General features: G+C 39.6%; 12 protein-coding genes and 2 riboswitches. Of the genes, 7 read left to right on the top strand and 5 right to left on the bottom strand.

Annotated elements, in window-relative coordinates:
• Nucleotides 1-13: 13 nt before the first annotated feature.
• From mtnA to I5J82_RS04350, 3 genes are all read right to left on the bottom strand, one after another.
• Entirely contained in the window at nt 14-1,072 is a 1,059-nt protein-coding gene (mtnA, locus tag I5J82_RS04340) for an S-methyl-5-thioribose-1-phosphate isomerase (protein WP_198766820.1), read from the bottom strand.
• 3 nt (nt 1,073-1,075) lie between these two features.
• A complete protein-coding gene (gene mtnK, locus I5J82_RS04345) occupies nt 1,076-2,293 on the bottom strand; it encodes an S-methyl-5-thioribose kinase (protein WP_198766821.1) in 1,218 nt (405 codons plus the stop codon).
• A gap of 87 nt (nt 2,294-2,380) precedes the next feature.
• A riboswitch (SAM riboswitch) is annotated at nt 2,381-2,546 on the bottom strand.
• 107 nt (nt 2,547-2,653) lie between these two features.
• Complete coding sequence (locus I5J82_RS04350) at nt 2,654-3,523, bottom strand: carbon-nitrogen family hydrolase (RefSeq protein WP_408610379.1); 870 nt, start codon at nt 3,521-3,523, stop codon at nt 2,654-2,656.
• Between the two features lie 21 nt (nt 3,524-3,544).
• Between I5J82_RS04350 and I5J82_RS04355 the strand changes: the two genes are divergently transcribed.
• The 5 genes from I5J82_RS04355 (at nt 3,545) to I5J82_RS04375 (ending at nt 8,170) form a co-directional block, all read left to right on the top strand.
• Nucleotides 3,545-4,711 carry a pyridoxal phosphate-dependent aminotransferase gene (locus tag I5J82_RS04355; RefSeq protein ID WP_198766823.1) on the top strand — a complete coding sequence of 389 codons (1,167 nt, stop codon included), beginning with the start codon at nt 3,545-3,547 and terminating at the stop codon, nt 4,709-4,711.
• Between the two features lie 173 nt (nt 4,712-4,884).
• A riboswitch (SAM riboswitch) is annotated at nt 4,885-5,004 on the top strand.
• 77 nt (nt 5,005-5,081) lie between these two features.
• A complete protein-coding gene (locus tag I5J82_RS04360) occupies nt 5,082-6,323 on the top strand; it encodes a 2,3-diketo-5-methylthiopentyl-1-phosphate enolase (protein ID WP_198766824.1) in 1,242 nt (413 codons plus the stop codon).
• Entirely contained in the window at nt 6,320-6,994 is a 675-nt protein-coding gene (locus I5J82_RS04365) for a 2-hydroxy-3-keto-5-methylthiopentenyl-1-phosphate phosphatase (RefSeq protein WP_198766825.1), read from the top strand. Before I5J82_RS04360 ends, I5J82_RS04365 begins: the two co-directional genes overlap by 4 nt.
• Nucleotides 6,991-7,656, top strand: a complete 666-nt coding sequence (locus I5J82_RS04370; RefSeq protein WP_198766826.1) for a methylthioribulose 1-phosphate dehydratase — start codon at nt 6,991-6,993, stop codon at nt 7,654-7,656. The genes I5J82_RS04365 and I5J82_RS04370 overlap by 4 nt, the downstream gene beginning before the upstream one ends.
• Nucleotides 7,634-8,170 (top strand): 1,2-dihydroxy-3-keto-5-methylthiopentene dioxygenase, encoded by a 537-nt coding sequence (locus I5J82_RS04375; RefSeq protein ID WP_198766827.1) that lies wholly within the window; start codon nt 7,634-7,636, stop codon nt 8,168-8,170. The genes I5J82_RS04370 and I5J82_RS04375 overlap by 23 nt, the downstream gene beginning before the upstream one ends.
• A gap of 196 nt (nt 8,171-8,366) precedes the next feature.
• Here I5J82_RS04375 and I5J82_RS04380 read toward each other — a convergent pair whose 3' ends face one another.
• Complete coding sequence (locus I5J82_RS04380) at nt 8,367-8,777, bottom strand: Lrp/AsnC family transcriptional regulator (protein ID WP_198766828.1); 411 nt, start codon at nt 8,775-8,777, stop codon at nt 8,367-8,369.
• Nucleotides 8,778-8,907: 130 nt separating this feature from the next.
• Between I5J82_RS04380 and I5J82_RS04385 the strand changes: the two genes are divergently transcribed.
• Nucleotides 8,908-9,669, top strand: a complete 762-nt coding sequence (locus I5J82_RS04385) for an MBL fold metallo-hydrolase (protein WP_198766829.1) — start codon at nt 8,908-8,910, stop codon at nt 9,667-9,669.
• 368 nt (nt 9,670-10,037) lie between these two features.
• Here the strand turns inward: I5J82_RS04385 and I5J82_RS04390 are convergent, their stop codons facing one another.
• Nucleotides 10,038-11,132: an AI-2E family transporter gene (locus tag I5J82_RS04390; RefSeq protein WP_198766830.1), complete on the bottom strand. Its 1,095-nt coding sequence runs from the start codon at nt 11,130-11,132 to the stop codon at nt 10,038-10,040.
• 158 nt (nt 11,133-11,290) lie between these two features.
• Between I5J82_RS04390 and asnB the strand changes: the two genes are divergently transcribed.
• The gene (gene asnB / locus I5J82_RS04395; protein ID WP_198766831.1) at nt 11,291-13,138 is read left to right on the top strand and encodes an asparagine synthase (glutamine-hydrolyzing); all 1,848 of its coding nucleotides are present in this window, start codon (nt 11,291-11,293) and stop codon (nt 13,136-13,138) included.
• The last annotated feature ends 19 nt before the right edge of the window (nt 13,139-13,157 follow it).

Consider the following 13,157-nt stretch of genomic DNA (forward strand, 5'->3'; position numbering starts at 1 on the left):
ATTCTGAAAGGTCTCAATGCTTTTCTTCCTCCTTTAGTGTGGATAGCGCTTCTTTATAATTGCCACTGACGATTCCTTTTTCTGTAATGATCGCTGAAATGTATTCAGCGGGAGTTACATCGAAAGCTGGATTGAATACTTTTATTCCTTCCGGTGCAATACGAACACCGTTTAGATGAGTGACTTCTTCTTCCGGACGTTCTTCGATTGGAATATCTTCACCGCTTGTTGTTTTTAAATCCAATGTAGAGAGAGGACAAGCAACATAAAAGGGAATACCAAGCGCTTTTGCTTGAAGAGCAAGACCAAAAGTTCCAATCTTGTTAGCTGTATCGCCATTTGCTGCCACTCGGTCACATCCAACGATCACCGCTTTAATATTCTTTGTTTTTAGCGTGTGGGCTGCCATATTATCTGTGATCAATGTCACATCAATATCGTTTGCTTGCAGCTCCCATGCTGTTAAACGAGATCCTTGTAAGACGGGACGAGTTTCGTTCGCGTAGACAGATAGGTTCCAGCCTTGTTCTTTTGCAAGATGAAAAGGTGCTAAAGCTGTACCATATTTGCTTGTAGCGATGGCACCTGCATTACAGATCGTCATCACAGCATCTCCGTCTTGAAGTAGCGATAAGGCGTACTCACCGATCTTTCTGCAAGTATTCTCGTCTTCTTCTTGAATTAAAAGTGCTTCAGCTTCAATGTTTTTTTTCGCTTCTTCTACAGAAGCGGATCGTTCGGCAGATGCCACAACACGGTCTAAAGCCCAAAATAAATTAACAGCTGTCGGGCGAGAGGAGGCTAAGTAATCTCTTTGTTTTTGCAATTGATTTAAAAACAAAGCATGATCAATCTCTTTTTCGGAATTACTCCAAAGTGCGAGTCCGAATGCTGCTGCGATTCCGATCGCTGGTGCGCCTCGAACTTTAAGCTTAGAAATTGCGTCCCACACGTGTTCTATCGTGGTTACGTTTAAGTAGACCGTGTGATGGGGAAGTTGTTGTTGATCTAATATAAGAAGATGGTCACCTCTGTATCTAACAGAAGGGACCCACTTTTCAGCTACAGTCATGTTTTAAGCACCTCTAATCCAGTCAGTAAGTTCTGTGATGTTTGTAAGTTTTCTTTGATTCTTAATAAGTTTTGCACCTAACTCAAGAGCTGTTTTTTTATAAAAGAGCTCGACCTCTCTTTTTGAAATAGAGTCTAGATCCGCCACATGTGCAAGTCCTATCGTTCTTCTAATGATTTCACATCCAGCAAAACCAATCGCTTCTTGGAACGTTTTTTGCAAGAAGCTCTCAAGTACACCTTCAGTCTTAGCAAAAGGATCAGTCGCTTTCTCGTTCCAAAGCTGTGTGAACGTTTCTCTGTATGTTTCCCACGTCTTTTCAATCGTTTGTAAAAGATAAGACTGTATAGAGTCACGATGAAACGGCTCTTTTGCATGAGCATTTTGAGAGAGGTGATTAAGTGCAAGGTTAGCTATGAAGTGAGCGATATCAAATCCTGCTGGTCCGTAGAACGCAAATTCTGGATCGATCACTTTAGTTGAATCACTTTTCACAAAAATACTTCCAGAATGCAGATCTCCGTGAAGAAGAACTTCAGCTTTTGTTAAGAAGGCTAGTCGTAGTTGAGCCACTTCTTTTAAAAGCTCTTTGTCGTTCCAAATTCGATCAACATCAGGTTGAAGTTCAGCAGGGAAGTCGTTCGTTTCGATGTTGAAAAAAGGATCTGTGAACACTAAGTCTTCCGTGATTTTACAAAGTTCGGGATTTGAAAATTTTCTCACTTGTTCTTTTTTCTCAAACGGATGCAGATAGAAATCGCTAGAGTAAAAAGCTGTTTTAGCAGCAAACGTTCCAATGTCTTCAGCAAGTTGTGGGTAAATTTGTCCTTCAATAAGCCCTTTTCGAAGGATGACATGATCAGACAAATCTTCCATAACTGTGACAGCAAGTGCTGAATCTGAAAATAAAACCTTCGGAACTAAGTGAGGAACGGATTCAGCTTCTTTTAATAAAGCATCGCTCTCGATTCGGGCCCGATCTAGTGTGAGCGGCCAGCTTTCTCCAACCACTTTTGCGTAAGGAAGTGCTTGTTTGACGATCAATGCTTTTTTGGAAGTTGCGCTTTCTATATGAAAAACAAGGTTTAAGTTGCCATCTCCAATCTCTCTAACATGCAGTTGGTTTTGTTCGGATGCATCAAAAAAATCTAAAGGTTTTACCACATCAAGGACTGTCAGTTCGTTTAACGGTTCGTATGTAGGTCTTACTTGTACGCTCATTTTTTGTTCCCCCCGGAAAGTTTTTTACAAATAAAAAGAGCCTCTTTTCGTATAAGAAAAGAGGCTCGGAATGATCATTTTCCGCGCCTCTTATCTTAGCAAAACAAAATGTTTCGCCGGAATTAGCACCGTGCCATGCGCTGAACTTAATCAGCGGCTCCCCATATAATGCGGGCGCCCCATCTTGCAATGGTATTACGGTCGGTTGCTGGGTTTCATCGGGCCATATCCCTCCACCTGCTCTTGATAAGAGACCAAAATTATTTGATTTTTCAATGCGCAACAATATTCACGCAATTCATAATCGTTATACTACAACGTTAAGTTAAGATCTGTCAACACTAAATTTTTAAAATGGATTTAATACAGATCTGTTCGACGGTCGTTAAAAACAGGAACCTTTACACGGACATCGTCTACTAATTCAGGAAAGATCTCAGCTGTGATGATCTCCTCATCGTGCACAGAACCTTCAGCGATGATATCTCCCCACGGGTCGATAACCAATGATTGACCAGCAAACGTGTTTTTAGGATCGCTTCCTACACGGTTACAAGCAATCACATAACATTGATTCTCTATAGCACGTGCGATAAGCAAGGCACGCCAATGAGATTGTCTTTGAATCGGCCATTCGGCGGGAACGAATAAGATCTTAGCCCCGTTTAAGAACGGTGCGCGAATCCATTCAGGAAATCGAATGTCATAACAGATAGAAAGAGTGGAGAGATTACCGTCAATTGTAAACAGCGTATTGTTTTTTCCTGGCGAGATATATTTCTCTTCTTCCATCAGTGTGATCAGATGAGCTTTTGAGTAGGTGCCGATCTGTTCACCGTTACGGTTGTAAGTCAGAGATGTATTATAGACTAAGTCCTCTTCACGGTATGCGATAGACCCTCCGACAATATTGATATTAAGCTCTTTTGATAAGGAGCTTAACCATTGTTTCGCTTTTACGCCATTGTGATCGCTAATCTCATCTAAGCGGGTTAGGTCATATCCGGTATCCCATAGTTCTGGCAGAACGATTGTATCAGGATGGTGCTGTTCAACCGCTTCACGAATTTTATTTTCAATGTGTTCATAATTTTTTTCAGGTTTGCCATATTGAATGTCAACTTGAATGCAGGCAATTTTCATGATTGTACCCTCCAGATTGTAAAAAAAGTCTTTACAGAATTTATTTAAGCGTATAACATAACTGATTAGAATTTCAAGAACATTCAAATTAGACTGGAAGTGATCGTCGTGAAACGTTTTGAGCAGGCAGAAGTGATGGGGAAACTGCCAGAGCAATTTTTCGCCAAGCTTGTAAAAAAAGTATCTCACTATGTGGAGCAAGGCTATGACGTTATTAATCTAGGACAAGGAAATCCCGATCAACCCACTCCGCAGCATATTGTAGATGCGTTAAAAGAGGGAGCAGATCGAGCTGATTTCCATAAGTATTCACCGTTTCGCGGACATGGATTTTTGAAGCAGGCAGCAGCCGATTTTTATAAACGAGAATATGGTGTGACACTTGATCCCGAGAAAGAAGTAGCGATACTCTTTGGAGGGAAAGTGGGCTTAGTAGAGTTATCACAATGTTATTTAAACCAAGGTGATGTTGCACTCGTTCCAGATCCGGGATACCCGGATTATTGGTCAGGTGTTGCAATGGCCGGTGCTAAGATGGAGACAATGCCCTTAAGAAAAGAAAATGATTTTCTGCCGAAGTATGATGAATTACCTGAAACGGTATTGAACAAAGCCAAGCTTATGTTCTTAAACTATCCGAACAACCCAACTGCCGGTGTTGCAACTGAATCATTTTTTAAAGAGACAGTAGAGCTCGCTAACAAACATGATATTCTTGTGTGTCATGATTTTGCTTATGGTGCTATCGGATTTGATGGACAAAAGCCGGTTAGTTTTCTACAGGTAGAAGGAGCAAAGGACGTAGGAATAGAAATCTATACCCTTTCCAAAACGTATAACATGGCAGGATGGCGCGTTGGTTTCGCGGTTGGAAATGAATCTGTCATTGAATCTATTAACCTTCTTCAAGATCATTTTTATGTAAGCTTGTTTGGAGCGGTCCAGCATGCTGCGGCTGAGGCATTGAACGGATCACAGCAATGTGTGGATGAACTGGTAGATACATATGAAAGTCGTCGAAATGCATTCATCGGACGTTTGAATGAAAACGGATGGAACGTGGAATCGCCAAAAGGTTCATTCTTCTGTTGGCTGCCTGTACCTGAAGGGTATACATCTGAAACGTTCGCCGACTATTTGCTTGAGAAAGCACATGTCGTCGTCGCACCAGGAATCGGATTTGGAAGTGAAGGCGATCGATATGTACGTGCCGGTCTATTAACGTCTGAAGAACGTTTGATCGAGGCTGCTGATCGAATTACTAAATTATTTTAGAAGTTTTATTTAATTCTTTATCCTCTTTGATTAGTTGAAAGCGAGTATCTGGAACGGAGATCAACATCTTTCAAAAACTTTAAAGCTTACTAATAGGATATTAAAGGTTTTGGTTGACAGATCCTTCATACCCTGTCATAATCACAATTAAAATTATATTCTAACAATTTGCACTCTTATTAAGAGCAGGTGGAGGGACTAGCCCGATGAAACCCGGCAACCATTCGGTTAACTATGATTAGCTGAAAACGGTGCTAATTCTTGCAGTCGAGCGTTTGGCTGAGAGATAAGAGGAAGCGGAACTGTCAATATGAAGACACCCCTTCCTCGTGAAGGGGTTTTTTGCGTTTTTGAAAGGAGAACTACAAACATGAGTAAAATTACAGCAACGTATTTAGTACATGATAAAAAAGAAAACCTACAAAAAAAAGCCGAAGGAATCGCGCTCGGACTTACTGTAGGTTCATGGACAGATCTTCCTCAACTTGAGCAAGAACAGCTAAAAAAACATAAAGGTAATGTGGAAGAAGTGATCGAACTTCCTGAAGATCCACGTGCTGATCAATTTTTAGGAAGTCATAGAACACGAGGCTTGCTTAAGATTTCCTACCCATCAGCGAACTTTTCAAATGATCTTCCAGCTATTCTAACTACAGTTTTTGGTAAACTTTCGTTAGATGGTGAGATCAAGCTCGTAGATTTAGAGTTTGATAGAGATTTAGAACAACATTTTCCCGGACCAAAGTTTGGAATAACAGGAATTCGAGATATCATAGGTGTCCATAACCGCCCACTTGTTATGAGTATTTTTAAAGGGGTACTTGGAAAAGATCTATCATTCTTCAAGCAACAATTATATGAGCAGGCTTTAGGTGGGGTAGATCTTGTGAAAGATGATGAAATTCTTTTTGAGAATCCACTTACTCCTTTTGAAGAAAGAGTAAAAATTGCTAAAGAAGTCTTAAAGTCCGTTCATGAACAAACAGGTGAAAAGACGCTTTACGCAGTAAACCTGACAGGCAGAACGAGTGAACTTCGAGATAAAGCCCGGCGCGCAGCAGAATTAGGAGCTAATGCATTACTATTTAACGTTTTGTCCTACGGGCCAGATGTATTGCAAGAATTGGCAGAGGATAAAGAGATTCCGCTTCCAATCATGGCACATCCTGCATTATCCGGAGCTATAGGATCATCGTCTCTCTACGGAATTGGTTACTCCGTATTATTAGGCAAACTGCTTCGTTATGCAGGAGCAGATCTTGTGTTGTTCCCATCACCATATGGAAGCGTAGCACTTGATCGTAATGAAACGTTAAGCATTGCAGAGTCATTAACTACAGATCGCATCTCTTTAAACAAGTCGTTTCCAGTGCCGTCGGCTGGTATCCACCCCGGTTTAACACCGGTTCTATTCAATGACTTCGGATTGGACAGTGTTATAAACGCGGGTGGGGGAATACATGGTCATCCAGATGGCGCTGCAGGGGGAGCACGTGCTTTCCGTCAAGCGATAGATGCAGTCGTTAAAGGGAAGGACTTTGAGAGTTTTGCTGAAAAACATACAGAACTACAAAAAGCATTAGAGCTTTGGGGTGGGGTGCCAGTAAAATGAAAACCCAACAACAATCGGTAATCTTTTGTGATTTTGATGGGACTGTTACTGAAAAAGACAACATCGTCGCAATCATGGAAGAATTTTCACCTGAGGGCTGGCAACCGATCGTTAATGATATCTTGAATGAAACAATCTCGATACGTGAAGGAGTCGGGAAAATGTTTTCCAGAATTTCTTCAGATAAAAAACAAGAGATCGTTGAATTCGTTTTAACACGTTCTAAGATCAGAGATGGGTTCCAGGAATTCATTCAATTTACTCAAAGTGAAGGTATCCCCTTGTATATTGTTAGTGGTGGCATTGATTTTTTTGTTCACCCTGTTTTAGAGAACAAGCTAGACTCAGCTTATGTTTTTTGTAACGCCAGTGACTTTACCGGTGACACGATAAAGATCACTTGGCCGAACGCATGTGATGATCAATGTAACAATGATTGCGGATGTTGCAAACCTTCTGTTATCAGACGACTAGAAGAGAAGTATCCCCGTGCAGAAAAGATTGTAATCGGTGATTCGATTACTGATCTTCAAGCATCAAAGATGGCGGATGTAGTTTTCGCAAGAGATTATCTAATTGAAAAATGTGAAGAAAACGAAATACCATACACACCATTTGAAACGTTTCATGACATCATTCATGTCTTAGAGAAAAGAGGTGTAAAAAGTTGAGTAAACAACAGCGTTGGAATGAGCTTGCTGATGTGAAAGATGAGCTGGCAACACGGAATTGGTTTCCCGGTACAAGTGGTAACGTATCTATTAAAGTAAGCGACTCCCCGCTCGCCTTTTATGTTTCTGCAAGCGGAAAAGATAAAACAAAACGTACTTCAGAAGACTTTCTTTTAGTAGATCAGTATGGGGAACCGGTAGAAGAAACACACTTAAAAGCTTCTGCAGAAACAGGTATTCACTGTGAAGTATACCGTTTAACGGATGCAGGCTGTTGTTTACACGTTCACACCGTAGATAATAACTTGATATCTGAGTTGTACGGTGACGTAGGAGAGATTACATTTCAAGGCCAAGAACTGATAAAGGCTTTTGGAATTTGGGAAGAAGAGGGCAGTATTACGGTTCCGATAGTGGAAAATTTTGGTGATTTATCGAAGTTATCTGAAGCGGTCGGTGCTTTAATAAAGCCTGATACAAAAGCTGTTTTGATCCGTAATCATGGTATTACCGTATGGGGGAGAAATGCTTTTGAAGCGAAGAAACATTTAGAAGCTTTTGAGTTTCTGTTCTCTTACCACATCAAGTTACAAACTTTAACTTTCTTAAGTAAAAATCAATCATTTGGAGGCGTTAAAAATGGCACAACTACGATTTCATGATAACAACGAAAGAATTGAAAAACAAAGTGAGGTAGAAGCATATTTAAACTCTCAGGAAGTTATTTACGAAAAGTGGGACATTGAAAAACTTCCAGCGCATCTTCGTGAAAATTTCGCATTAAGTGATGAGGACAAAGCAGAAGTGATACAAACTTTCCGCAGTGAGATCGATGATATCTCTGAGCGCAGAGGGTATGTGACAGAAGATGTCATTTCACTTTCTGATGCGACGCCAAACTTAGATGAGCTTTTGAAAAACTTCTTAGCAGAGCATCACCACACAGATGATGAAGTACGTTTCATCGTTTCTGGACATGGAATCTTTGCAATCGAAGGACCTAATGGGAGATTCTTTGATGTAGAACTAGAGCCAGGAGACCTTATCTCCGTTCCAGAAAATTTCCGTCACTATTTCACGCTGCAAGAGGATCGTAAAGTAGTAGCTGTACGCATCTTCAAATCAAAAGAAGGCTGGGTACCGATCTACGATAAACAGCCACAAGAAGCACAATAATTACTACACACCATTTCATTTGATTGAAATGGTGTGTTTTCTTTTGTAATGAAAGAGTAGATGGTGGTTTAGGCGCTCGTCCAGCGGCTGACAAGCACGATGGACGAGCGCCATACAGAAAATACGAGCGCTAAACCTAACAACTCCGTTAGTTTAAGTGTAATTATTTCAAAGATTATACTTTTTGAATAATGGATTATTTATCAATGACAATCGATAATTTATAGTTTGCATGCTCGTTTAAGCTCTTCAAAAAATCATTTAATATTTCATTGGAAGGAAATTTGCATTCTAGAAGGTAACAACCGTCTCCACTAATTTTATAGTTATTGATTATGTGTTGTTCTTTTGTTTTTATGAACGACAAATAGGGCTGATGAAAAGTACTTTGCGTAAAGATTGTAATGAAAGCATGTATAAAATACCCCAATTTATATTGATTGACTTTTATGGTATAACCTTCGATAACTCCGCTATCCTCTAATTTCGCCACTCTAGCTGAAACAGCTGGTCCAGTTAAATGAACTTTCTCACCTAACTCTTTCATCGTGAGCCGACTGTTCTTGGATAGTTCATCCAATATACGTAAGTCCGTCTTATCTAACATTTTATTTAACTCCTTTCATTAATAAAGTCAAACAGCCAAAAGACTTAAATTAATCTATGTATCGGTCAGTGGGTATTATATAGAATATATATTGTTCAGAGGAAATTTTAAAGAAGAGGAGATAACAAATATGAATATACAACAAATTCGTAATGCAACAATAGTTGTAGAATACGCAGGGAAAAAGTTTTTAATCGATCCAATGTTAGCGGAAAAAGGGACATATCCTCCTTTCCCAAATTCACCAAGACAAGAACAAAAAAATCCATTAGTTGACTTACCGACTTCCCTCAAAAAAATTATTAAAGGCATTGATGCAGTTATTGTTACTCACCTGCATTATGATCATTGGGATGAAGTTGCAAAAGAAGTATTACCAAAGGATATCCAATTATTTTCCCAAAATGAAGAAGATGTGACAGAAATTCGTAACGCTGGTTTTCAACGTGTAGAGGTTTTACAAGAAGATACGGTCTTTGAAGGTATCCAATTAATTAAAACAAAAGGCGAGCATGGAAGAGGAGAAATCTTAAAACTTGCTGGTCTAGTATGTGGCATTGTCTTCAAACATCAAACGGAGAAAACATTATATGTTGCTGGAGATACGGTATGGTATGAAGCAGTTCAAGAGGAAATCGACACACATAAACCAGAAGTTATAGTGGTAAATGCAGGCGATAACCAATTCTTTGAAGGCGGCTCTCTTGTCATGGGCAAAGATGATGTCTATGAGGTTTATAAAGCTGCTCCTAACGCAAAGGTAATTGCTGTCCACATGGAAGCTGTAAACCACTGGGGATTGTCCAGAAAAGAATTAAAAAAGTTTGTAAGTGAAAATGGGATTACGTCTAGTGTATTAGTGCCAGATGACGGTGAATCATACAGATTTTAAGAATGTAAAAAGACAGAAAATGATTTCTGTCTTTTTTTGGATATGCCATAATCCTGCACGTTTGTGGCATAAGGACAACACATTTTTAACTTATTATATATTTGATTTAACCGCCTTTTCATCCTTTTCCGCTAAATTGGCAGGTCAATTAACAAGTGGATTCGCATGTCAATTCGCAGCGAATTGGTGTGCTTATTCAGGTGATAAAAGTCTTTTTTACCAAAACTCTTATATACCACGAAAAAATCGCAGCGAATTACGCTGCGATTTTTAGTGCTAATTACTATGAGATTTGGCTTGTTTTTTATCGTTTTCTTCCTCAAAAGAGACCCGTTACTCTCAAACGTGTATTCTTTTTCATTTTCTAATTATTCTTCTACTTCTTTTGCTCTTCTTAAATTAATCAAACGATACGTGTGCAGGGCAATAACCTTAAGCACCGCATACACTGGAACGGCTAGAATCAATCCGAGCAGACCACCTAGGCTTCCTGCAACAAGCAAGATTGAAATAATGGTGAGCGGATGGATATCCAGCTTTTTACCCATAACTTGAGGAGAGATTACATTACCCTCGATCTGCTGAGCAATAACCATAACGACTAGTACTTTGATGACCATCGCTGGCGAGTCAACGATTGCTACGATTAATGCAGGAACGACGCCAATAATCGGTCCAAGGAACGGAATTACATTTGTGAACATAGCGATGATAGCTAAAATCAGCGAGTACTCGATTCCAATTACAAGATATCCGATATATAGCATGGTTCCCACACAGACACTGACTAGGATTTGTCCTTGGATGTATGAGCTAAGAGCGATGTCCATGTCTTTTAAAATTTTTGTTCCATTCGTACGCTGTCTTTCCGGAAGCGTTTGAAGCACCATCTGTGGAGCTTTTTCACCTTCTTTTAACATGTAATAAAGAATGAAAGGTACGGTAACAAAAATCATAATAATGTTTGTAATGATTCCAATAAAGTTTGCGATGTTCGTACCAATTGTTTGAACACTAGTAGACAAATAAGCAGTCACTTTATCAGAGATTTCTTTTACATCGAATTGTTCACTTTCTTGGAAACGGCTAACCCATTCATTTTGCTGTAAATCATTTAGTTTAGAACGAATAGCGTCGATTAATGCAGGTGTATTTTCAACCAGATTACTCACCTGTCTTTGTAGTATTGGACCAATAGAATAGAACAGCAATACGAATAGTCCGATAGCTAGCAAGTAGATGAGAAGGATGGATAACACCTTAGGCACATTTCGTTTATGCAAAAATTGAACGACAGGACGGAACAGATAATAAAGTACACCGCCAAGTAAAAACGGGAAGAATAGCGTTTGAACAAGAACGACGATCGGCCTGAAAATAAAATCAATCTTTGTTCCAACTAAAATAATTAGAAAAATGAGGAGAAATCCGTAACCGATACGAAAAAACTTCGACTGTGGCATTTAATTATCACCTTTATCTTCTGAAATATGTATTCATTATATACAACTTATAAGGACATACACAAATTTTAAAAAAACACCGGTACAAGGATAAAAGCATATGCTGAGTAATGGGCATACGTACTAGAAATGGAGTTTGTACAGAAAGGATGAAACCAATGTGCGGAATAACGGGTTGGGCAGATTGGAATCGTAACCTCACACATGAAAAGAATATATTGATTAAGATGGCCACACCATTATCAAAAAGAGGACCAGACGCACTCAATGTATGGAGTACCACACATGCAGGTTTTGGTCACGCTAGGTTAGCAGTTGTAGATATTGAAGGCGGCGTCCAGCCGATGACTAGAACGAAGAACAAATTGAATTATACACTTTGCTACAATGGAGAACTTTATAACACAGAAGATCTCCGAAAAGACCTTTTACAAAGAGGGTATACGTTTGAGGGGCATTCTGATACAGAAGTGTTACTTACTTCTTATATAGAATGGGGAGAAAGGTGTATTGATCGGTTTAACGGTATATTTGCATTTGGAATTTGGGATGATGAAAAACAGAGTTTGTTTGTTGCTCGTGATCGATTAGGTGTAAAGCCATTTTTCTATACTGAGAAAGGCGGTATGCTTTTATTTGGGTCTGAAATAAAATCCATATTGGCTCACCCTGATATGAAGGCTGAAGTAGATCGTGAAGGATTGCAAGAAGTATTCGGTCTAGGACCATCTCGTACGCCAGGCAATGGTGTATATAAAGGAATAAAAGAACTTCGTCCGGCTCATGCTGCAACGTATACAAAAAATGGGCTAAAAATTTGGCGGTATTGGAACGTAGAAAGTAAACCACATCAAGATTCGTTGCAAGATACGGTTGAAAAAGTGAAATATCTTGTGAATGATGCAGTGACGCGACAATTGATTGCGGACGTACCCGTGTGTACATTTCTTTCTGGCGGCCTCGATTCAAGTGCAATAACCGCAATCGCAGCAAAGTACTTTAAAGAAGAAAAAAAGGGTGAACTTCATACGTTCAGCATTGATTATGTTGATAATGATAAGTATTTTAAAGCGAGTGATTATCAGCCCAATTCAGATGCGTATTGGATCAATCAGATGGTTGAGGCTACAGGATCTGTTCATCATAGCTGCGTGATCGATAATGAACTATTAATCAATCATTTGCGTGAAGCTGTCACAGTTCGTGATCTTCCAGGAATGGCTGATGTAGATTCTTCACTGTTATGGTTCTGTCGTCAGATTAAACCGCAGTCCACAGTTGCGTTATCAGGAGAATGTGCAGACGAAATCTTTGGCGGATATCCGTGGTTTCATAAAGAAGAGCTTTTAAATCGTCCGATGTTTCCGTGGATGCGTTCAACTGAAGCGCGTCAGAATCTCTTGCAAGACTCATGGGCTAGTAAACTAAATCTAGCTTCATATGTTCAGCAACGATACGAAGAGACAGTGAATGAAACGCCTCTTTTAGATGGAGAATCTAAAATAGAAGCGAGAAGACGTGAAATCTTCTATTTGAATATGATTTGGTTCATGACGACACTATTGGATCGCAAAGACCGAATGAGCATGGGAGCTTCATTAGAAGTGAGAGTACCTTTTGCAGATCATAGAATTGTAGAATACGCATGGAATATTCCTTGGGATATGAAAATGCTAGATGGAAGAGAGAAGGGGATTCTTAGAAAAGCACTTACTGGTATACTTCCAAATGATGTTCTGTATCGAAAAAAGAGTCCTTACCCAAAAACGTTCCATCCGGATTATACGAACGGCGTAAGAGATTGGCTAACAAGCATCGTTGGAAAGAAAAACTCACCATTATTTGAAGTGTTGAACCGAGCACGTGTTCAAGAAATTATTCAAACGAACGGAGAGACGTTTAAAGAGCCTTGGTTCGGCCAGCTCATGACAGGCCCACAACTAATGGCTCATCTTGCACAGATCGATAGCTGGTTAACTGATTATAATATTAATATCATAGATTAACACAAAAAACCGGAAAACA

Origin of the sequence: Fictibacillus halophilus (genome assembly GCF_016401385.1) — a bacterium.
Classification (GTDB): Bacteria; Bacillota; Bacilli; order Bacillales; family Fictibacillaceae; genus Fictibacillus; species Fictibacillus halophilus.